We start from the raw sequence: 22,272 nt of genomic DNA, 5'->3' as shown, positions 1-22,272 counted from the left end.
CTTTTTTTTATATATAGAAAAATAAAAGGGGTGATGAGAAGGATGGCAATGATAGGAACGGTGATCGTTTATATTATTATGATTTGTGCAGTATTAGGAGCAATTGGAGCAATTCGAGATGCTGAATATGGAATCGGTAAAGAGTTTATGAATGGAATTCATACGGTTGGACATATTTTTGTACCTGCTGCAGGGATCATGGCAGCTATACCTTACTTAACGTGGTTTATAAGTCATTTTATTAGCCCAATTTTTGAATGGATTGGTGCTGATCCAGCGATTGCGGCAACGACAATTTTAGCGTCGGACATGGGGGGATATCAATTAGCAAATGCTTTAAAAGAGTCCTATGAGGGATGGGTCATGGCTCTAGTTGTCGGATTTATGTCAGGTGCAACAATTGTGTTCTCTATTCCAATGGGGCTTGCCATGTTAGATAAGCGAGATCATAAATATATGGCTTTAGGTATTATGGCGGGTGTTTTAACAATTCCGATTGGAGCATTTATTTCTTCTATTTTGATTGTGATGTTCAATACGGAGGTTCGTGAAGTAATTAGTACAACAGCGGCACCAACATATGTTTTTGCCATTTCTGTTTTACAAATATTAATTAATTTATTGCCATTATTTATTTTTGTCGTGTTAATTGCGTTAGGTCTAAAACTAATTCCAAATGGCATGATCAAAGGCTTCATGATTTTTGGACGTGTGATGGATGCTGCTATCAAGCTTGTGCTAGTGTTCTCGATTGTAGAAATTTTCACAGGTATTTTTACGAAGGTTTTTGGTGCATGGGGCTTTGATCCGATCATGGCAGATAAAGTCGATCAATTCCGGGCACTTGAAACAGCTGGATACATCGGTATTATGCTAGCGGGTGCATTCCCAATGGTGTACTTAATAAGAAAATATGCATCGAAGCCTCTAGAGGCAGGAGGTAAAAAATTAGGCCTATCGTCAGTAGGGAGCGCAGGTATTTTAGCGACAATTGCTAATATTTTAGCCATGTTTACACTTGTTCGACATATGCCACCGAAAGATAAGGTCATTAACATTGCCTTTGGAGTTTGTTCAGCATTCCTTCTAGGAGATCATTTATCGTTTACAGCTAACTTCCAACCGACCATTATTTTACCGGTTATTGCAGGTAAGTTTTTAGCGGGTGTTATCGCAATTATATTGGCCTATAAGCTATCTGTTCCTACAGCTCTAAGGCTAGAACAAGAGGATCGTGAGGCAGGCATTATTAAAGAAGGAGAATATTTAACAGATACTAGCCTTGAAAAAACTTGAAAGAGGTGATGACGTGTGAGTGAAGAAAAGAAACGGTTTATTCAGGAGTTTGTGCCAGGAAAGCAGCTAACATTAAGTCATCTAATTGCAAACCCTGACCCTGATATGTTTCAAAAGCTAGGTATTCAAGAAGCAGGTGCACTTGGCATCATGACATGTACACCAAGTGAGACAGTTATTATCGCAGGGGATTTAGCAACAAAGGCAGCGAACGTAAAACTTGGGTTTTTAGATCGCTTTACCGGCAGTCTCGTAATTGTTGGCAGTGTTTCCGAGGTTGAAATGGCGATGTTAGAGATTAATCGTTTTCTATCAGAGAAGCTTGGCTATACGCCATCAAAAATAACGAAGTCATAGGATGTGCCGTATGAAAAATCGAGTAATGATCATAGGTGGTGTGCAAGCAGGGAAGTCGACATTAATGAATGCGTTATTAGGAAAAGATAGACAAGCCAATAAAACACAGGCGCTCGTTTATGATGACTGGATTGTTGATACACCCGGAGAATATATAGAAAATCCAATGTATTACAAAAACATCATGGCAACATCGCTTGAAGTGACACATGTAATTTATTTGCAGGATGCCACGTCATCAAGGAGTGTTTTTCCTCCGCAATTTAGCTTAGGAATTCCTAAAATACAAATTGGTGTTATTACAAAAATTGATGCACCACTTGCAGATGTAGAAAGAGCAACAGCGTTATTACAAAATGTCATGACACATGGTCCTATTGTGAAAACCTCTTCGTGGCAAAAGCTTGGTGTTGAGTTTATAGCGCCACTTATTCAGCTCAATTGTGACGAAGAAATTCGCCAATTTGTGAAGGATCGTGATAGTCCTTATCTCATGTATAGCCCGTAGTGGCGAGAGGGGGGGAGTAAGTTGAAGACCCAAAAAATTTATAGTGCAGGCATTGATATTGGAACAAGTACAACAAAAATGGTCGTCAGTAGTTTTCTGTTGAAAAACGTTGCAGGTGTAACGCATGTGCCTCGAATAGAAATTATTGAAAAAACGGTTTTACATCAAAGCCCGATTATTAAAACACCATTTATCAATAAAGAAATTATCGATATGGAAAAAATCGAGCAATTTATTTTTCAGCAATATCAATTGGCCCAAATTGCACCAGCAGATATTGCAACAGGTGCCATTATTATTACAGGCGAATCTGCAACAAAAGAAAATGCTAGCGAGGTGGTTCATGCGATCGCAGATACAGCTGGACACTTTTTAGTTGCTACTGCCGGACCCGATTTGGAGGGAATCATTGCAGCAAAGGGCGCGGGTACTTTACAACAATCTAAAAATACGGCCAAAGTTATCGCTAATATCGATATCGGTGGTGGTACAGCAAATATTGCAGTAATGCAGTACGGAGAAGTAATCGGTACGTGTACATTGCATGTCGGAGGGAGACTCATAGAATTTCAAAATGGCATTGTCCAATCGATTTCACCACCCATTATGAAACTGATGAAAAAATGGTCAAAGCCATTAAAGGTGGGTGATGCAGCAGAGGATGTACGTGTCACACAACTAATCCAAGAAATGGCGGATATAGTAGCGATGACTCTAAGCGGACAATTGACAGATGAACAACATCCGTTATTGCTAGGACATTTGCCAACTTGGAATAAACCAGTTGAAGCAGTCGTTTTTTCCGGTGGTGTAGCTGCTTGTATTTATGAACAGGAATGTACAAACCGTCAATATGATGATATTGGCGAAAAATTGGCGACATATCTTTTGCAGCACGAACAGTTACAATCCTTTTTATGGCTAAAACCAGAGGAAACAGCACGGGCAACGGTGACTGGTGCAGGTACCCAAACAACTGAGATTAGTGGTGCAACGATTCAAGTAGACGCGGAAATTTTGCCTTTAAAAAATGTGCCTGTTTTCGATTGTCATTTGGATACGAACAGCCAAGAATTCGACTATGCGGTAAAAACAGCGGTTGAACGAGCCGATGCTCTATTTTCTATACAGGAGAATCGCTCTCCGTTTGCACTCTATTTCAGCCAGTTACCCTATTTAAGCTTCCAGGATGTCCGTGCTTTATGTGAGGCTATTTTGAAACACTTAGCGACGATAAGCTCCAAGGAACTACCAATTATCATAGTCATTCAATCAGATTATGCAAAAGTTATTGGGCAAACGTTACAAGCGATTAATCAAACAGTTCCCATCATTTGCATCGATCAAATCAAAGTGGAAACAGGCGATTACATTGACATTGGGGAAGTACTGCCATCTGGAGTTGTCCCAGTCGTTGTAAAAACACTTGCTTTTCACTCAAAGTAAGGAGGATGAATGTGAATCTATCGGTGATATTTGGTGGAGAAAAATATAATTTTAAATCATTGAAGGATGTAATGGCCAAGGCCAATGAAGAAAAATCAGGAGATCAGTTAGCTGGAATTGCTGCTGAATCTGTACAACAAAGAATTGCGGCAAAGGCGGTTCTAAGTGAGCTGTTAGTGAAAGATATAAGAGAAAATCCATTAGTTCCTCCCGAAGAGGATGAAGTGACACGCATTATTGAAGGTGATGTTAATGAGCAAATTTATGGAGAAATTAAAAACTGGAGTATCGAGCAACTTAGAGAATACATTTTATCCAATGACACAGGCGACAGGGAATTAAAACGCTTAAGCAAGGGCATGAATTCAGAAATTATTGCATCCGTTACAAAGCTAATGTCCAACTTAGATCTTGTCCATGCGGCCAATAAAGTGGAAATACTGTCAACTTGTAATAGTACGATCGGACAAAAGGGCACACTTTCCTCAAGATTACAGCCGAATCATCCAACAGACAATATTGACGGTATTATTGCTTCATTAAAAGAAGGCTTGTCCTATGGTATAGGTGATGCGGTCATTGGGATTAACCCAGTAGATGATTCAGTTGAAAGTGTGAAAAAAGTATTGCAAGCAACAAAGGAGTTTATCAATGATTGGTCGATTCCTACACAAAACTGTGTGTTAGCACATATTACAACACAGATGAAGGCTATTAAACAAGGTGCACCTGCCGATATGATTTTCCAAAGTATTGCTGGAACAGAAATTGCTAACCGCTCGTTTGGTATTTCTGCTGACCTAATAAGAGAAGCAGAGGAGCTTGTGAAAAAGCAAGGAACAGGAACTGGACCGAATTTATTCTATTTTGAAACTGGACAAGGCTCGGAGCTATCTGCTGAGGCACATATGGGTATTGACCAAGTAACACTTGAATCGCGCAATTACGGATTTGCTAGACATTTTAATCCGTATATTGTGAACACGGTAGTTGGCTTTATTGGACCTGAGTATTTATACAATAACAAACAGGTTATACGTGCAGGACTAGAAGATCACTTTATGGGCAAAATGCACGGCATTCCAATGGGCGTTGATATTTGTTACACAAACCATATTAAAGCAGACCAAAATGATGTTGAAGATCTAAGTGTTTTATTAACAGCTGCTGGTGTCAACTTTATTATAGCTGCACCAATGGGCGACGATGTCATGCTGAACTATCAGTCAATGAGCTTCCATGATGTCGCTACATTACTTCAAACGTTTGGTAAAAAACCAGCACCTGCATTTCTAGCGTGGTTAGAAAAAATGGGCATTTATGAGAATGGTCGTCTATCTGCAATAGCTGGCGATTTATCTATATTTGAAAGGTAGGTGAGTCCATTGAATGAACAATTAGTATCAATGATTACACAGCTCGTAATAGATAAGATGGGCAATCAAACGCCCGACGAACAATCTCATGATACGGCTGTACCACCAGAAGACCAAAAGGAAATACTTATTAAACTTCAAGCTAAGGAAACTAGTGTAGCTGATATAGTAGCAATTCCGAGCGCAACAGAATGGTCAAATGAACCATTAATAAAACTTTATCAATCTGAATCACATAACCATGAACAATCGTACTACAGCGTAAGTAATGATGAACCAACTGACACTATGGCACCTATTACAGCCTTTAAATTTGAAGAGGATGAAGTGTCTGAAAGTGTTCAAGCTGCTAAAAAGCATACACCTGCAAGAATAGGTGTTGGGAGAGCGGGGACAAGGCCAAAAACCAAAACTTGGCTAAAGTTCCGTCTCGATCATGCAGCGGCAGTAGATGCAGTTTATGGGGAAGTGACAGAAGGGCTCCTACAAAAGCTTGATGTCTTTCAAGTAACAACAAGAGTGACAGATAAGGAGGAATACATTACTAGACCAGATTTAGGTCGTCGTTTATCAGCTGAATCAAAAACGCTTATCCAATCGAAGTGTGCAAAAAATCCAAAGGTACAAATCATCATATCTAACGGATTAAGTGCAAGTGCGATTGAAGAAAATGTGCAAGATGTTTATTTAGCGTTACAGCAAAGTCTTAATAATTTAAATATAGAAATAGGAACGACTTTCTATATTGATAAAGGGCGTGTAGCTCTTATGGATGAAATAGGCGAGCTTTTACAAGCAGAAGTGATTGTTTATCTAATCGGTGAGCGTCCGGGACTTGTATCAGCCGAGTCAATGAGTGCTTATATATGCTATCAACCTAGAATTGGCACAGTAGAGGCTGATCGAATGGTCGTTTCGAACATTCATAAAGGTGGTATCCCGCCGTTAGAGGCTGGAGCCTATTTAGGAACAGTCGTGCAAAAAATATTGCATTACAAGGCAAGTGGAGTTGGTCTTGTGGCAAAAGAAGGTTAGGGGGCCAAACGATGAATCCTCAAAAAATTATGGCAGAAATTTTAGCAATGCAAGTCATTCCAAGAGTGAATAGTGAACTAGCGGAGCAATTAGATTTAAAGCCATATCACAATAGCATTGGACTCGTAACACTAACAATAGATGATGTTGGCTATGTAGCTTTGGACGAGGCTACGAAAAAAGCAGATGTTGATGTTGTGTATGCGAAAAGCTTTTATGCTGGAGCGGCTCATGCATCTGGCCCATTATCTGGTGAAGTCATTGGCATCATTGCTGGTAGATCGCCTGATGAAATACGAAGTGGCTTTGATGCGATTCAGCAGAAAATTCAGTTTGATACGTATTTTGAAGCGATCCTTCAAAATGAAAACCACGCTCTTTTTGCACATACTGTAGCTAGCTGTGGCACGTATTTGGCAGAGCTAGCGAACGTTAAGGTTGGAACAGCCCTCGCTTATTTAATCGCACCGCCACTTGAAGCTGTCGTTGGTTTAGATGCTGCATTAAAGGCGGCAGATGTAGAGCTAAAGGTTTTCTTTGGTCCACCATCTGAAACCAATTTTGGTGGCGGTTTAGTAAGTGGTAGTCAATCTTCCTGCCAAGCTGCTGCAAATGCTTTTAGAGAAGCTATTGAAAATTTAACAAGAAATCCAGTTGTTTAGAAAGGTGGGTCTTTATGGCCACATTTGATAAAGATTTATTAGCCATTCAAGAAATGAGAGACGCTGTGAGACATGCCAATATTGCACAGGCTACGTATATGCAGTATTCACAGCAGCAGGTAGATCATATCGTCAAAGCTGTTGCGGATGCCGCATTTAAAGAGGCAGAACGGTTGGCAAATATGGCCGTTCAGGAAACAGGGATGGGTGTTCCTAATCATAAAAAGATGAAAAATGAGGTTGCCTCTAGAGATGTCTATGAAGATATTAAAGATTTAAAGACTGTCGGTGTCGTAGGTTTCGATCGAATGAAGAAAGTGACAGAGATTGCAAGTCCGTTTGGCGTAATTGCGGGCATTGTCCCAACGACAAATCCGACATCAACAGCAATTTTTAAAACACTTATTTCATTGAAAACTAGAAATGGTCTTGTTCTAAGCCCGCATCCATATGCAGTTGAATGTACAAAGGAAGCTTTAGAGATTTGTAGAGTAGCAGCAGAAAAAGCGGGAGCACCAGAAGGCTTGCTACACTGTTTAACACTGTCTTCCATGGAGGCTACGCAGCAATTAATGAAGCACCCCGATATTCACTTAATATTAGCGACTGGAGGGGGTGCGCTAGTAAAAGCAGCCTATAGTTCGGGCAAACCGGCTTACGGTGTAGGACCAGGAAATGTTCCAGCTTATATTGAAAAATCGGCGAATATATCCAAAGCTGTTCGCCAGCTTGTCCAAAGTAAGTCTTTTGATAACGGTACGATTTGTGCTACAGAGCAGTCAATGATTGTAGATAAAGTTATTGCCGAGCAAGTTTTATCAGAGTTAAAGAAAAACGGTGCTTATATTTTGAGTGATGAAGAGAAGGTAAAAATGGAGAAGTTGATTTCTCCAATCCCTGGGAAAGTAAATCCTCAAATTGTAGGTAAGTCAGCAGCTTGCTTAGCAGATTCTATCGGTGTTACCGTGCCGGAAGATACAAAAGTACTTGTTGGTATGGAAACGATGATTGGCAAGAACATTCCATTTTCATTGGAAAAACTGTCCCCGATATTTGCGTTATACACAGTTGAGGACAGTACTGAGGCAAAACAGGTAATGATTGATTTGCTAAACATAGGAGGACGCGGACATACATGCTCGATCCATACAGAAAATACAGCTTTAGCTGAGCAATTTTCTATTGAATTACCAGTGTCCAGAATTGTGATCAATACATTATCATCTATTGGCGCTGTAGGTGGAACTACAGGCTTAGCACCATCTTTCACATTAGGATGTGGCACGTTTGGTGGCAATATTACGTCCGATAACATTACAGCGAGACATTTATTGAATATTAAACGTATGGCTTATGGCATTAAAGATGTAGAGGTACCAAAACCAAAGTTCTTAACAAAACCAGTAGTAGAGAACATTAAGGCACAAGATCCATCGCTGGATACAGCAGTGGTTCAACAAATTGTTGATCAAGTATTAAAACAAATAACATTACAAAATAAATAATTTGGAGGAATGACAAATGAGTACAGCATTAGGAATGGTAGAAACAAAAGGATTAGTAGGAGCAATTGAAGCAGCAGATGCAATGGTGAAGGCTGCTAGCGTTAATTTAGTAGGAAAAGTACATGTTGGTGGCGGGATTGTCACTGTATTAGTTCGTGGTGATGTAGGAGCGGTAAAAGCAGCTACTGATGCAGGTGCAGCAGCGGCACAACGTGTTGGAGAACTTCTATCTGTTCATGTAATCCCACGTCCACACCATGAATTAGAATTAATTTTACCAAAAGCAGAGGCTTAATTTCAGGTTGAGCTGAGCCGTATTAAAGGTGATGGAAAGAAAAGCCGAAGCGACGGATAGAACCATCGAAGCGATGGAAAGACCCGCCGGAACGATGGATAGAGTACGAAGCGACGGAAAGAAAAGCCGAAACGACGGATAGAACCATCGAAACGACGGAAAGACCCGTGGAAGTGACGGTTAGAACATCATAAAGTAAAGGGCAGGATGCTACACATTGCGCTTCATCCTGCTTTCATTTCCTATAACAATATAGCTAATAGATATAGAGGTGGCTAACGTGAAAACAGCAACAAAGATATTTCCTGTGGCCATTTCAGCTCGCCATATACATGTCAGTGAAGAGGATTTACAAGCACTTTTTGGTCCGAATGCAACGCTAACGAAGGATTTTGATCTTTCACAGCCAGGACAGTTTGCAGCCAAAGAGCGTGTCTCTATTGAGGGACCAAAAGGTGTTCTTCACAATGTGCGTGTACTAGGTCCTGTAAGAGCGGCAACACAGGTGGAAATTAGTCGAACAGATGCAATGAAACTAGGATTAACCCCTCCTTTAAGGCAATCGGGAGATATCGAAAGTTCAGCAGGCATCAAATTAATCAATCAAGAACAAGAAATCATAATTAAGCAGGGAGTCATTATTGCACAGGCACATATTCATATGACGGAAGAGGATGCAATAGCATTGGACGTACAAAATAATGAATTTGTATCTGTTGAAGTGGAAAGTGAGCGACCTGTGACGTTTCGTGGAGTTGTAGTTCGTGTGTCAAACGATTTTAGTTTGGAGATGCATATTGATACAGATGAAGCGAATGCAGGCTTTATTGAACAGCAAGCACAGGGGAGAATTATCAGATCATTAACGTAAGGAGGAGGTTAGATGCAGGAAAATTTAGTCCAAAAAATTGTCGAAGAAGTATTGCAACAAGTTTTAAAAAAACAGCCTTCTTCTCTATATGATGGAAAAATCCCTATTGGTGTTTCAGCACGACACGTCCATCTTGCTCAAGCGGAAGTGGAGAAGCTTTTTGGTGAGAACTATCAATTAACACCTAAGTTTGAACTTTCACAGCCAGGACAGTTTGCTGCAGAGGAAACCGTTGTTATTGCTGGTCCTAAGGGTTCCATTGAGCGGGTGCGAATATTAGGCCCAGCTCGTTCATTATCTCAAGTAGAAGTAAGCTGGACAGATGCGATGAAATTAGGGATGAAGCCACCATTAAGAATTTCAGGAGATATTAAAGGTTCCAGTCCTGTCACACTTATCGGTCCAAATGGCAGTGTCGTGCTAAATGAAGGGCTCATTATTGCGCAAGCGCATATTCATATGTCATCAGCTGATAGCGCTCGGTTCCAAGTAGCAGATGGACAATCGGTACAAATTAAAGTAGAAGGTATGAGACCGATTATTTTATCCAATGTAATTATTCGTGTTTCGGATCGTTATCGATTGGAGATGCATATCGACACAGATGAAGCAAATGCAGGATTAATTCAACAAGGTGCACTTGCTGAAATTATCTATGTACAAGCTAACGAACAAATGGATGTCAAAGAAATTCCTCCAGTCTTAAAACAAGCTGAAAGACCATCCAGCTATCAATTTGATAAGAAGCTACTTTCGCAAGTAGAAGTACTTGAAATAGAAGCGCGGGAAATTGTTGTTCCTAAAAACACAATTGTCACGGCATTGGCTTATGACAAAATACGAGAGTTAAATAAGACGTTAACAATTCGCTCGGAGTAATTAGAAAAGTCCATTCAGGATAAAGTAGGTGAAGTTCATGCAAATGGGAAGAGTGATAGGCAGTGTATGGGCAACACGTAAGGAGGAAGGGTTGAATGGCTTAAAACTATTAATTATTCAACCAATTGACTCCAATCAGCAGCCAATTCGTTCAGAGATTGTAGCAGCAGATCGTATCGGGGCAGGAATTGGCGATGATGTGCTTATTACAAGTGGTGGGTCATCACGATATATTATGAAAGAAAATCCGTTGCCTATCGATGCAGTTGTTATAGGTATTATTGATTCTACGGAAGTTATGAGAGGTGAGGAGAATGAGTAGCGCTATTGGAATGATAGAGACAAAAGGATTAGTAGGCTCTTACGAAGCTGCTGATGCAATGATTAAGTCATCAGATGTAACAATCGTCAAGCAAGAGTTCGTTGATGGCGGGATTGTAACAGTTGTCGTGAAAGGTGATGTTGGTTCTGTCCAGGCAGCAGTAGAAGCTGGAAAAGCCGCTGCAATGCGTGTTGGAGAACTATTAGGCGCTCACGTAATTCCGAGACCTGATGAAGATGTTTTTCAAATGATTAAAGGACCAGAAGCACCAAAGAAAAAGCCAGCAACAACATCAACACGTGCTAAAAAAACGACGGAAACAGCTGCAACTGATCAACGAGGTGAGGCATAATGTCTTTTCGGAAAAGTAAAATTGCTGTAATTGGTGCTGGTCATACTGGCGCAACTTTAAGTTTATTTTTGGCACAAAAAGAACTAGGAGATGTTGTCCTGTTAGATATTCCAGAAGCGGAGAATCCGACAAAAGGAAAGGCGCTAGATTTATTACAAACAGGACCAATCGAAAAGTTTAATGTTTCTATTAAAGGAACGAGTAATTATGAGGATATAGCAGGAGCAAATATTGTCATTATTACAGCTGGTATTCCCCGTAAGCCAGGCATGAGCCGGGATGATTTAGTGGCGACGAATGCAAAAATTATTCAACAGGTATCTAGACAAATAAAACATTATGCTCCAAACAGCATCGTTCTTATATTAAGCAATCCGGTTGATGCAATGACTTATGTTTGCTATAAAGAAACAGGCTTTCCGAAAAATCGGATCATTGGCCAATCAGGTGTGTTAGATACAGCACGTTTTAATACATTTGTAGCGCAAGAGCTGCAAATTGCACCAGAGGATGTGTCAGGATTCGTTTTAGGTGGGCATGGCGACGAAATGGTCCCTTTAATTCGATATTCCTACGCTGGAGGGATCCCTTTAGAAAAACTGATTCCTCAAGACAGACTGCAGCAAATCGTAGAGCGTACACGTAAAGGTGGCGGAGAAATTGTTGGTTTGTTAGGGAATGGCAGTGCTTATTATGCGCCAGCTGCTGCCTGTGCACAGATGGTCGAAATCATCATGAAAGATCAACGCAAAATAATTCCTTCTATTGCCCTTTTAGAAGGAGAGTACGGTTACCACGAATTATTTTTAGGTGTACCGACAATATTAGGCGGCAATGGTATAGAATCAGTTATTGAATTGCACCTGACAAATGAAGAAAAAACGGCACTCCACCAATCGGCAGAAGCCGTCAAACAAGTAATAACAATTTGTCAAAACATAGAGTAATCAGACGCTATGCTGCAATAAGATATGTAGGATCCCCAACTATATATCTGTTGTAAAAGCCTTTAGCTCTTAAAAATGTTTGGAAACTAAACATTGCACTTAAAAGCTAGTTAAAATTCCCCTTATTTATATAGAATAAGAAGCTCTCTTTGAACGTGAAAGTTCGAAGAGAGCTTCATTTTGTTGAAGAAGACGCCACAGGATAAAGTTAACTTTACCGTTGACTTTATCCTTAGGGGAAGGTGTATAAATGAATGGTAGCAAGTAACAAATAAATGAGTGAGGTGGTTTTGTGCTATCAATAGGGGAGTTCTCAAAAATATGTGGTGTCTCTACAAAAACACTTCGATACTACGATGAAATTGGATTAATTAACCCAGATGAGATTAATGCGGAAAGCGGTTATAGGTATTATTCCATCGAACAACTAAAAAGGATGCTCTATATCAATCGTTTAAAATCCTATCATTTTTCTCTTGAAGAAGTTAAAACGATGCTGGCATTAGAAGAGGGTCAATCCGAAGAAATACTTTGTTCAGCGTTGAACCAGAAAAGAAATGAAATTCTAGAGAAATTAAAGGCTTTTGAATATGTTGTAAAACAACTAAGTCAAGATATTTCAAATCTAGAAAAAGGGGTACCAATCATGTCGTATCTTGACGACTTCGAAGTACAACTAGTAGAAACAAAGCCAATGAATATCCTTTATAAGCGATTAATATTGAGCAGTGATGATTATGCATCGGGATATGGTCGTTATTTTAGCGAGTTATATGAAAGGATTGCGAAGGAGAAGCTCACTTTACTTAGTCAGGCGATGACGATTTACCATAGCCCTGAATTTAATCCTGCTGGCAATGATACCGAGTTCGCCGTTTCAATAGCTGAGTCTGTTAAGGGTACGAGAAATTTGCCTGGTAGCCTCTGTGCTAAATCTGTTTTAAAGGGGGCATATCCAGAATTGACATCCGTCTACGCTAATTTGATGAAGTGGATTGAAAACGAGGGATATGAGCTATTATTGCCACCATATGAAATATATGTAACAGACCCAAATCAAGCAATCGCCCCTGAGGAGTATGTTACTGAAGTATATTTTCCTGTAAAGAAAAAATGATAATTAGGAGGTTCCTATGCAAACAACAATAAATTGGCAAGCCGTAAAACCTGAAAGCATATATATGAACAATGAAAAACTTTCCAAGCTAGAACAGACGATAAAAAGTGATTATCACAATATTAATGGCATTATTATTATTAAAGATGGTCATTTAGCATATGAAAAATATTTTAATGGCAAAGGTTCTGATCATTGTCACCATATAGCATCAGTAACAAAAAGTGTACTTTCTGCACTTATAGGCATCGCAATTGATAAAGGCTATATTATTAGCGTTGAAGAAAAGGTGTTGGATTTTTTCCCAGAGTATATGTTTGCTTCTGATCAGCAGAAACAACAGATTACTATACGACATCTTCTCACGATGACAGTACCTTATCCATTTGAGGATTGGCATGAGCCACTAGATAAGCTATGTCAACAGCAGGATTGGATAAAATACACACTTGATTTAATGGGTGCAAATGGGGGTTTAGGTGCTTTTAAATACTCTACAGCTGGAGCACATGTCTTGTCAGCAATTCTTACTAAAAGTACTGGCAAGAGTGCACGAGCGTTCGCCAATGAACATTTGTTTACACCGCTTGGCATGAAAGAAATTCCGAACTACGAAATGAATGCCTATGGGTTTGATGATTTATTCGGGAAAAACGTCAAGGGGTGGGTCCATGATCCAAACGGTCTTTCAGCAGGTGGGTGGGGACTAACATTAACTACTCGTGATATGGCACGATTTGGCTACCTCTATATAAACAATGGCATGTGGAATAATAATAGGGTCCTCTCAGAAACATGGATTCAAGAATCCACGGAGATAAACTATCACAATTACGGTTATTTATGGTGGCTACGCCAAGAAGATGGATTATTTACATATTCAGCAATAGGGGATGGAGGCAATATGATTTGTTGTATACCGAAATTGAATATGGTTGTGGCAATTAGTTCAGAATTCATCATGAATCCTCGAGATAGATGGCCGTTAATGAAGGAGTATATAATCCCGGCTGTAATTAATAATCAATAATTTTATATTTCAAGTGAGGGGAATAATTCCTTTCCTATTAGGTGGATGCACGCTTGCTTCAAGTTCATCGGTACTATCCCCCAACGTATTTCGTAGTCTCGACCCCAATCAACTTATGACATAGGAAAAATTTTGATCCCATCAAATTAGACAATAGGCTATAATAAATAGTCTATTGTCTAATTTGATGAAGTTATCATTATGAAGAAGCGTATTGAAAGATCCCTTTTCTGAAGGTCGTGCTCACTACATCTTCAGTTTGAGGTTGAATTTTACTTTTAAAATAAAGTGAGGGAAAGAAATGGTTAGCTACTTGGTCGTCTTTATTGTCATTGTCCTTATAATGTTAAAAGAGAAACAAGTTAGACCAGCTCGATTGTGGGTCATACCAGTTTTGTTAATTGGTGTGGTGTTTTCTACTATTTCAAGTATTAAATTAACGCCTTTAAGTATTATGATGTATATCAGTTGTTTAATGGTTGGATTGGGTATAGGAGTATGGAAAGGAAAACTAGAAAAAATTCGTAAGAATCACACTAGAGGAATCGTTACTACAAAAAGCTCTATTGCTGGAATTATTTTGTTTTTCGGGTTTCTTCTTTTAAGGATACTGGTAGGTCATTGGAGTAGAGAGCATGCATTGCTATCATTAACAAATGCTCTTATGTTCATACCACTGGGTAGTATTTGTTCTCGTCGCTATATTATCTATTTGAGATACAAACAACTTATGGGCGAGTAAAGCAATATAAAGTATAGAATTGTTTTAAATCGAAGACTAATCATAGTGATTTATTATTCTGTATTCAGCTTTTATATAGTCATCTAGTATATTTAGTAAAAAATAGCATATTCTTGCAGAAATAATTTTAACAGAATAATTTGGCCCTATGTTTGATAGATGCAGCCTTCTATTGTCCATGTTTGGTCAAAGTAGACAAAGTTGTATTCTCTTTGTCTACTTCCTCAATAAGTATTTTTCGCCAGATACATAACCACATAATTATGTGACATCGCCACTCATCTAGTATGCAGTGGCATAATAATCTCCTGAACGCATTATAGAAAATTCAATAGTAGAATCTTAATCCCCATGCATCCTTTTTTACATAGCCTTAAATTTTGTAGAATCAATATTTAATTTAAGTAGAACTAGAAAAATACTAAAAGTCCATAATATACAAAATTTTCGAAAATATGATAAACTAATAGCGTGAAAAGGAGGATGTTAGCATGACTGTACAACAATTTACTGACTATGTAAAAAAAATGCAGCACTACGGAGAAGCACTGAGTGTGGTTTATTGGGATATGCGTACCGGTGCACCTAAGAAGGGGTTAGCTCAACGTTCAGAGGTAGTTGGAACATTATCTGCTTCCTTATTTGAGATGCAAACTAGTGAAGAGTTAGGGAAATTACTAACGGAACTAGAGGGGCAAAAGGCAGATCTCGATTATGTTACGCTGCGTTTAGTAGAGAAAGTACGTAAAGATTACGATCAAAATAAAAAAATTCCAGCTGATGAATATAAGGAATTTGTCATTCTACAATCTAAAGCAGAAACAGCATGGGAAGAAGCAAAAGCGACGAATAATTTTGCTTTATTCCTACCTTATTTAGAGGAAATTATAAGCTGGCAGAAGAAATTCATTCAATATTGGGGTATTAAAAACGGTTCTCCATACAATACATTACTAGATTTATATGAACCGGATATGACGACTGATGTTTTAGATCAAGTTTATGGTGAGTTACGTGAAACAATCGTTTCTCTTGTGCAAAAAATTGCAGATTCACCAAATAAACCAGATACAAGCATATTATTTAAACATTTCCCTCGTGAATCTCAACGTGCGTTATCATTGGAAATGTTAGCACAACTTGGCTATGATTTTGATGCAGGTCGTCTAGACGAAAGTGTGCATCCATTTATGATTGGCTTAAATCATGGAGATAATCGAATTACAACGAAATATGATGAAAATGATTTCCGCTCAGCAATTTTTGGAACAATCCATGAGTGTGGGCATGCTATGTATGAACAAAATATCGATGTGAAGCTTGATGGTTTACCGTTAGCAACGGGTACGTCGATGGGAATACATGAATCTCAATCTTTATTTTATGAAAATTTTGTTGGTAGGAATGAAAAGTTCTGGGAGCATAATTACGAGCGACTGCAAAACCATTCGCCAGCACAATTTGGTGATGTACCATTAACTGATTTCCTGCGAGCAATTAATATGGTGGAACCTTCATTTATTCGCATTGAAGCAGATGAGTTAACATATCCACTACATATTATGATTCGCTATGAAATTGAACGTGACCTATTTAATGGCGATCTTCAAGCGAAAGATCTTCCACAAGTATGGAATGATAAATACGAGGAATATTTAGGTATTCGCCCTGAGACAGATGCAAAAGGGGTTTTACAAGATATGCACTGGTCAGGGGGCATGTTTGGTTATTTCCCATCCTATGCTTTAGGAATGATTTACGCTGCACAATGGAAACATGCAATGGATAAAGATATTCCAAACTTTGATGAGTTATTAGAAAAAGGTGAGCTTCTTCCAATTCGTGAGTGGTTAACAGACAAAGTCCATCAATACGGAGCGCTGAAGAAACCGTTCGAATTGTTACAAGAGGCAACAGGGGAAGGCTTAAACGCCAAATATTTAGCAAATTATTTACAAGAAAAGTATACGAAGCTATATCAACTTTAAAGGACAAAGCGATTTCTCTACTATAGAGAAATCGCTTTTCACGCTTTGTTAAAGACTATTCTGTCAATAAGATTAAAATGAAGTATAGCTTTTCTGTAAAACGAGGGGGTGATATCCGTTCCGACTGGGCGCTTTGCTGCTTTCGCTACAGAAAACATTTGTTGTTGCTGTCGCTACAACTATAAAAAAAGCGATTTCTCTAGATGAGAAATCGCTTTTTATGAAGATGCAAAATATTGTTACCAGAGCTTATAGCCTTTAGAGCCAGGTGGAGAATTAGAAATAATATCGATAATTGGAATAGTATAAGCAAATAAAATTAATGCAACTAAAATAACTAGCCATACTTTAAAGTTCTCTAAAATAGCTGGTGTCGTACCACCGTTTTCATGTACCTCACCAACAGGGAATTCCTCTTCGCCTTTTGGTGCAAACCATGCTAATTTCACCACAATATAAATAATGATTATGATGGCGATGAATAGAATTGTGCCACCAACAGCTTGAGCGATTTGATAAGGAATCCAATCATAAGCTTGCTGAGCTCCGCCATACTCAGAGTAATCAGATCGACGCGGTGCACCAATCAGACCAGCAATATGCATAGCAGAAGACATAATTGTCATACCTACCGCCCATAAAATAGCGGCAAAATTACCAAGATTGTTTAAAGATTTAGTCAGCGTACGACCTGTTAAATACGGAATTAACCAAAATGCCGCCCCAAAATAAGTTAATACGGCTGTTGTTGCAATTGTTAAATGGAAATGTCCTGTAACCCAAATAGTATTATGGATTAATTGGTTCATTTGATAAGAAGCATTGATGATACCGCCTGCACCACCAGGAATAAATGCTAACATACCGATAAATGGCACGAAGAAACGAGCATCTTTCCATGGTAATTTTTTAAACCAGCCGAAAAGCCCTTTTCCACCTAATTCTCGACCGCGTAATTCAAACATTGCAAACATCGAGAAGGCGGTCATTAAAGATGGTACGATTACGGCAAATGTTAAAACAACTTGTATGAATTTCCACGTAGCATCAATACCTGGCTCTGTTAATTGGTGATGGATCCCAACTGGTACAGAGAATATTAAAAACAGCATAAATGACAGTCTTGCTAAAGAATCAGAGAAAATTTTTCCGCCAATAACCTTCGGAATAATGACATACCAAACCATGTAAGCTGGTAATAGCCAGAAATACACAAGAGCATGACCAAAATACCAGAATAATGTACGGGAAAGTGCTACATCAACACGTTCGATAAAGCCTAAAGACCATGGAAGTAACTGGAATAGAACAGAAACAGCTACACCTAGAGTTGCTACGAACCACATTAAATTATTGACAACAACCATAAATGAAAGTAATGGGCTTCGTTGTCCGCTACCTTTGTTTTCTTTACGCCACTGAGCATATCGTAAAATTTGACCTGCGCCGCCAACCCAAGAACCAACAACGACTAATGTAAGGCCTAAATAGAAAATCCAGTGAGCTTTCAGTGGAGCATAGAACGTATATAAAACAGATGCTTCGTTCAATAGAACCATTACTGCAGCAGCTGCTGTACCGATAGTCATTAACCAGAAGCCGATCCAGCCAAGGCGACGTTGTCCATTTGAAAAAGTTCCTGATGTACGGCTAACACTGGCAATTTGGAAACCGAAAATAAAGAATGTTGTTAAAATAAGACCGAGTAAAACACCATGTACAGTTAAAACTTGATAGTAACCAATGCCTGCTGGTAATGTAAATTGACCAGAACGAACGAAAACCTGCAATAAACCTGCAAGACCCCCTAATAATAATGCGATGAATGCCACGTATATATGTGCCATTGCTAGCTTCGCATCACGACGATCCACTTTTGTCAAATTATTTTTGAGACTCATTTGGATCCACCACCTTTAGCATAGAGTGCATCATCGTATGTCCTGTACCACAGTATTCATTACATACAATTAAAAACTCTCCTACTTTATTTACTTCTGTCACATATTCAGAAATGTAACCAGGTTCAAGCATCATATTAATATTTGTACCTGCAACTTCAAAACCGTGCATGACATCCGCACTTGTTGCGATAAATTTCACCTTAGCTCCTAGAGGGACTTCTATTTCTGGCGGATTGTAATTAAATGCTGATGCTAAAACAACCACTTCATAGTCCCAATCCTTACCTTCTACTTTGTGAACACCAGGATTATCGAAGGGAGGGAATTCATTTACTTTCTCATAATCTAGTGTTTTTTTACCATTGTTCGGATGTGAGCCTTGATGAAATGCACCGATGCCGAGAATGATAAGGAATGCTACTAAAGTAGTAACTCCAAACACAAGCCAGTATTTCTCATACTTATGTAAGTGCATATGTCTCTGTCCTTTCTTATTCTTAGTAGATTAAAAACGATTGATGAACAAATCGAAGCAGTACACCCAAAGTAAGATAATAATGATTCCTACTCCAAATACCGCATAGAGTGAACCTTTTAAATTTTCATCTGACTTTTTTTTATTTGCCATTTTTGCTCCTCCTTCGCTTTTAGTGTGTCTTTCATATTGCCATGATATATAAATAAAATTCTTTTTGATGTGAAAAAAATCACACATCTTGACGAATAATGTGAAAAAAATGTGAAAAATTGAGGAGGAAATAAAAAAAAGCCATCTCAATAGTCATTGAGATGGCCGCATTTCGGTTGAAAATGAAGTGATTTTTATTGAAATCTATTATTTTTCAAGAAATTTTACTATATGATATTTGGACTTGAGCCTTATGGGGCATTCATCGTTTATTAAAGAGAATGATAAAGCGTGATCATAATTGTTTGATGTAGAGGCATAGGATGTATAAATTGAACAGTTCGATATTCTAGAATTCTATTCTTCTTCAATTGTTAAAAGAACTGTCAGTGGACCGACGCTTGGAATTGTGACAGGTAGTATAAAGGCCTTTTCAAAGCCGTATAATTTTGTGTTACCAACCATCACTGTTGGTGGTGTGATATCAATTTCTAAGCTTTCTTGTCCGACGGTAGTACATAGATTCCCTGCAATCATATTGCCAAATTCCCCTGTAAAGGATTCCAACATTTCTCCTTCGAGAGGCATACCAAACATCGTATTGCCGATGCCACTAAATGTTTCTGGAGACGAATCAATGATTACTCGACCCTTTAAATCTCCTATTAAACCAATTAAAACACCCATTTGCTGTTGTTGAAATGGTTCAGAAATAATACTCGGCGTTTTCACGTCTATCTCCATAGGTAGAATCGATTTTAAAGCGTGGATTGTCCCATTTAAAATAGTTTGAAAGTACTTCGAATTACTCATTTTTACCGCATCCTTTTTCCGACTTTTCTACATCTTACCATGTTAAATGGGTAAGATGAAAGTATGTCTTGACGAATTAATGGGAAATTTATATTATATTAATGAGAATGATTTTCAAAATCATTAAATGGACGATTAAGTTTTTTAAAATACAAATTTTTATAAAAAAGGAGCGGTTAGCGATGACATTCGTATTGATTGGAACGGTAGTGGTTATCTATATTGGAGTAGGGAAACACGTTATGAAACAGGCGACTGCGCATTTAAAATAAGAGAATGAACAATAACGGCAATATTATTAAAGTAGAGCATGATCTAAGCAATTTAGAGATCATGCTTTTTTTTACGAAAATATTTATCTTACATACTTTAGAGAGAATAAAGAGGATAATTATTTGTTTTTTTTGAAAAATGTTGAAAATGAGAATTATTTTTTTGTAGTATGGTTACGAGGCTATTAATAAGACATTAACTTCATACAATGTTTATCTGATGCTAATGGTCGTTCTGGCAACTGTGGTATCAAAAAATAAAAATGGATAGGCAATCAAGCGACGTCCTATAGAAAATTAGGTGAAAAAAATGACGAAGATATTATTAACAGGGTTTGTGCCATTTCTTGAATATAAAATAAATCCAACGATGCAAATTGTAGAAAAATTAAATGGAGAAAAGATGGATGGCTATGAAATTGAAGGACGCATATTGTCTGTAGATTTTCAGCAATCCGCTCAGCAGCTGAAACAATATATTGCTGAGATTAAGCCACGAATCATTATTTCATTAGGATTAGCTGGAGGGCGTTTTAAAATAACGCCAGAGCGAATTGCGATTAATATTAAAGATGGGGAAGCAGATAATGATGGTTATACACCAGTAGATGAGAGCATTTATGATGATGGTGTAGATGCCTATATCACGAATCTACCTATTAGAAATATGGTAAATCGATTATGCAAAGAAGGATATCCAGCGGAGATTTCAAATACGGCGGGTACCTATTTATGTAATAATATTATGTATGAAGGGCTTGTTTACGCGAAGCAACATAAAGAGGTCCGTGCTGGATTTATTCATATTCCTGCGTCATTTGATTTGGCGATTCAACATGGGAAAATACCGGGATGGAATATCCAAGATTTAATCACATGTATTAGGCTCTGTATCGAGGAGACAATTCGTGCAACAAATGATTGACTTTCCTCAAACGATAGGGATAAATAAAGAAGTAAAATGGATGACCTAAAATGATAATCATCATTTTAGGTCATCCATTTTTAGTTAGATAAGTAATGAAACAAATTATTGGATAGTAGGATTGATTTGATATCAACGTACTCCCGTTTATTCTATCACTAATACAGTGTCTAGGCAGATAAAGTACCTATTTCAAGGTTTTATATTACTGTGTTGAAAACCCTATTGATTCTATGATGATTGGAGTACCACTATAAATTGTTGAATTACTTGGACTTAAGGTTAACGTGGTTGGAGTTAAGGTATAAATTCCACCTTCTTGCATGACGGCATTGATATAAAGATTAACGTAGCCATTCGGATTAAAAATAATAAATTCGGTTGCTTGGTTCCCATTATCCTTCCAAAATTGGCTAGCTGATAGAGTCGCCCCATTAGTCAAATCAATATCCGATGTAACAATATTGAAATATCTATTTACTGTTGGAATAATATTTCTACTAGGTTCAACAACTGGGGGAGGGTCTTCCAAAGGAATGGTACTAGCTTTTATACGTGGCCAAATAAATCGATCTTCACACTCACATTCTTGCTCGATTTTCCGTTGGTTCCTAAAGTTCACCATAAGTTTATCACTCCATTTAACTTCGTACTTATCTATTCACTATTAGATTTACAATCGCACACCAATCTTTTTTCTTACTTTAAAATATGAAGAAAATTATTAGTTGAATAGTTGGACATCCATTTTTGCAAATAGAAAATAACGTGTGGGTGATTTCTGTTCAGGCTGGGCGTTTTCCTAGTATAAGGTTTTAACAAACATCATTGCCTAGCAATAATGAGCCTATAATGCTTTAATTTTATAAATAAACAGGACGATATGGATGAATATGGCGTCTGAAATCCTGATATATATGCTTTTAATAGTAAATTAGTGTTATACTTTGCTTGTCGAATAAGGTAGAATATTATTTATGACTATCTTCATTCGTAAAAACT

General features: G+C 38.1%; 24 protein-coding genes. 19 read left to right on the top strand and 5 right to left on the bottom strand.

From position 1 onward, the window contains the following. Window positions 1-42: 42 nt before the first annotated feature. The 18 genes from eutH to ACQKN4_RS20690 all read left to right on the top strand — a co-directional run bounded on the left by eutH (window position 43) and on the right by ACQKN4_RS20690 (window position 16,728). Complete coding sequence (gene eutH, locus ACQKN4_RS20775; RefSeq protein ID WP_427484706.1) at window positions 43-1,296, top strand: ethanolamine utilization protein EutH; 1,254 nt, start codon at window positions 43-45, stop codon at window positions 1,294-1,296. Between the two features lie 15 nt (window positions 1,297-1,311). Then, on the top strand, window positions 1,312-1,653 hold the full coding sequence (gene eutS / locus ACQKN4_RS20770) for an ethanolamine utilization microcompartment protein EutS (protein WP_079560015.1): 342 nt from the start codon (window positions 1,312-1,314) through the stop codon (window positions 1,651-1,653). A gap of 10 nt (window positions 1,654-1,663) precedes the next feature. Next, the gene (locus ACQKN4_RS20765; RefSeq protein WP_079560016.1) at window positions 1,664-2,161 is read left to right on the top strand and encodes a EutP/PduV family microcompartment system protein; all 498 of its coding nucleotides are present in this window, start codon (window positions 1,664-1,666) and stop codon (window positions 2,159-2,161) included. Window positions 2,162-2,182: 21 nt separating this feature from the next. Beyond that, complete coding sequence (locus ACQKN4_RS20760; RefSeq protein WP_427484705.1) at window positions 2,183-3,607, top strand: ethanolamine ammonia-lyase reactivating factor EutA; 1,425 nt, start codon at window positions 2,183-2,185, stop codon at window positions 3,605-3,607. Window positions 3,608-3,612: 5 nt separating this feature from the next. Further along, window positions 3,613-4,983 carry an ethanolamine ammonia-lyase subunit EutB gene (locus tag ACQKN4_RS20755; protein WP_427484704.1) on the top strand — a complete coding sequence of 457 codons (1,371 nt, stop codon included), beginning with the start codon at window positions 3,613-3,615 and terminating at the stop codon, window positions 4,981-4,983. Further along, window positions 4,984-6,018: an ethanolamine ammonia-lyase subunit EutC gene (gene eutC / locus ACQKN4_RS20750; protein ID WP_427484703.1), complete on the top strand. Its 1,035-nt coding sequence runs from the start codon at window positions 4,984-4,986 to the stop codon at window positions 6,016-6,018. It abuts the gene before it with no gap. A gap of 11 nt (window positions 6,019-6,029) precedes the next feature. Beyond that, entirely contained in the window at window positions 6,030-6,680 is a 651-nt protein-coding gene (eutL, locus tag ACQKN4_RS20745) for an ethanolamine utilization microcompartment protein EutL (protein WP_427484702.1), read from the top strand. Window positions 6,681-6,694: 14 nt separating this feature from the next. Continuing rightward, the gene (locus tag ACQKN4_RS20740; RefSeq protein WP_427484701.1) at window positions 6,695-8,185 is read left to right on the top strand and encodes an aldehyde dehydrogenase family protein; all 1,491 of its coding nucleotides are present in this window, start codon (window positions 6,695-6,697) and stop codon (window positions 8,183-8,185) included. A 16-nt stretch (window positions 8,186-8,201) separates the two neighbouring features. Further along, entirely contained in the window at window positions 8,202-8,480 is a 279-nt protein-coding gene (locus tag ACQKN4_RS20735; RefSeq protein ID WP_053482447.1) for a BMC domain-containing protein, read from the top strand. Window positions 8,481-8,760: 280 nt separating this feature from the next. Continuing rightward, entirely contained in the window at window positions 8,761-9,351 is a 591-nt protein-coding gene (gene pduL, locus ACQKN4_RS20730) for a phosphate propanoyltransferase (protein ID WP_079560022.1), read from the top strand. Window positions 9,352-9,363: 12 nt separating this feature from the next. Beyond that, window positions 9,364-10,230 (top strand): phosphate propanoyltransferase, encoded by an 867-nt coding sequence (locus ACQKN4_RS20725; RefSeq protein ID WP_079560023.1) that lies wholly within the window; start codon window positions 9,364-9,366, stop codon window positions 10,228-10,230. 37 nt (window positions 10,231-10,267) lie between these two features. Then, window positions 10,268-10,552: a EutN/CcmL family microcompartment protein gene (locus tag ACQKN4_RS20720; protein ID WP_079560024.1), complete on the top strand. Its 285-nt coding sequence runs from the start codon at window positions 10,268-10,270 to the stop codon at window positions 10,550-10,552. Continuing rightward, window positions 10,545-10,904 (top strand): BMC domain-containing protein, encoded by a 360-nt coding sequence (locus ACQKN4_RS20715; protein ID WP_079560025.1) that lies wholly within the window; start codon window positions 10,545-10,547, stop codon window positions 10,902-10,904. The genes ACQKN4_RS20720 and ACQKN4_RS20715 overlap by 8 nt, the downstream gene beginning before the upstream one ends. Continuing rightward, complete coding sequence (gene mdh, locus ACQKN4_RS20710; RefSeq protein WP_079560026.1) at window positions 10,904-11,851, top strand: malate dehydrogenase; 948 nt, start codon at window positions 10,904-10,906, stop codon at window positions 11,849-11,851. Before ACQKN4_RS20715 ends, mdh begins: the two co-directional genes overlap by 1 nt. Window positions 11,852-12,143: 292 nt before the next feature. Next, window positions 12,144-12,968, top strand: a complete 825-nt coding sequence (locus tag ACQKN4_RS20705) for a MerR family transcriptional regulator (protein WP_427484700.1) — start codon at window positions 12,144-12,146, stop codon at window positions 12,966-12,968. Between the two features lie 16 nt (window positions 12,969-12,984). Continuing rightward, window positions 12,985-13,998: a serine hydrolase domain-containing protein gene (locus ACQKN4_RS20700; protein ID WP_427484699.1), complete on the top strand. Its 1,014-nt coding sequence runs from the start codon at window positions 12,985-12,987 to the stop codon at window positions 13,996-13,998. A gap of 301 nt (window positions 13,999-14,299) precedes the next feature. After that, window positions 14,300-14,740, top strand: coding sequence for a DUF1453 family protein (locus ACQKN4_RS20695; RefSeq protein WP_079560029.1), 441 nt, complete (start codon window positions 14,300-14,302; stop codon window positions 14,738-14,740). 491 nt (window positions 14,741-15,231) lie between these two features. Further along, on the top strand, window positions 15,232-16,728 hold the full coding sequence (locus tag ACQKN4_RS20690) for a carboxypeptidase M32 (protein ID WP_427484698.1): 1,497 nt from the start codon (window positions 15,232-15,234) through the stop codon (window positions 16,726-16,728). A gap of 239 nt (window positions 16,729-16,967) precedes the next feature. On the opposite strand, the gene ACQKN4_RS20685 is transcribed toward ACQKN4_RS20690, so the two are convergent. The 4 genes from ACQKN4_RS20685 to ACQKN4_RS20670 form a co-directional block, all read right to left on the bottom strand. Next, a complete protein-coding gene (locus ACQKN4_RS20685) occupies window positions 16,968-18,629 on the bottom strand; it encodes a b(o/a)3-type cytochrome-c oxidase subunit 1 (RefSeq protein WP_427484697.1) in 1,662 nt (553 codons plus the stop codon). After that, on the bottom strand, window positions 18,613-19,107 hold the full coding sequence (locus tag ACQKN4_RS20680; RefSeq protein ID WP_079560032.1) for a cytochrome B5: 495 nt from the start codon (window positions 19,105-19,107) through the stop codon (window positions 18,613-18,615). Before ACQKN4_RS20680 ends, ACQKN4_RS20685 begins: the two co-directional genes overlap by 17 nt. Window positions 19,108-19,137: 30 nt before the next feature. Continuing rightward, a complete protein-coding gene (locus ACQKN4_RS20675; RefSeq protein WP_255505077.1) occupies window positions 19,138-19,260 on the bottom strand; it encodes a hypothetical protein in 123 nt (40 codons plus the stop codon). Window positions 19,261-19,617: 357 nt separating this feature from the next. Continuing rightward, on the bottom strand, window positions 19,618-20,073 hold the full coding sequence (locus tag ACQKN4_RS20670; RefSeq protein ID WP_079560033.1) for a chemotaxis protein CheX: 456 nt from the start codon (window positions 20,071-20,073) through the stop codon (window positions 19,618-19,620). A gap of 582 nt (window positions 20,074-20,655) precedes the next feature. Here ACQKN4_RS20670 and ACQKN4_RS20665 point away from each other — a divergent pair. Further along, window positions 20,656-21,270 (top strand): pyroglutamyl-peptidase I, encoded by a 615-nt coding sequence (locus tag ACQKN4_RS20665; protein WP_079560034.1) that lies wholly within the window; start codon window positions 20,656-20,658, stop codon window positions 21,268-21,270. Between the two features lie 205 nt (window positions 21,271-21,475). Here ACQKN4_RS20665 and ACQKN4_RS20660 read toward each other — a convergent pair whose 3' ends face one another. Continuing rightward, the gene (locus tag ACQKN4_RS20660) at window positions 21,476-21,895 is read right to left on the bottom strand and encodes a DUF4183 domain-containing protein (RefSeq protein WP_079560035.1); all 420 of its coding nucleotides are present in this window, start codon (window positions 21,893-21,895) and stop codon (window positions 21,476-21,478) included. Between the last annotated feature and the right edge of the window lie 377 nt (window positions 21,896-22,272).

This window comes from Lysinibacillus sp. NPDC093692, from assembly GCF_050280125.1.
GTDB lineage: Bacteria > Bacillota > Bacilli > Bacillales_A > Planococcaceae > Lysinibacillus.
This window is presented reverse-complemented; position numbering and strand designations above follow the sequence as displayed.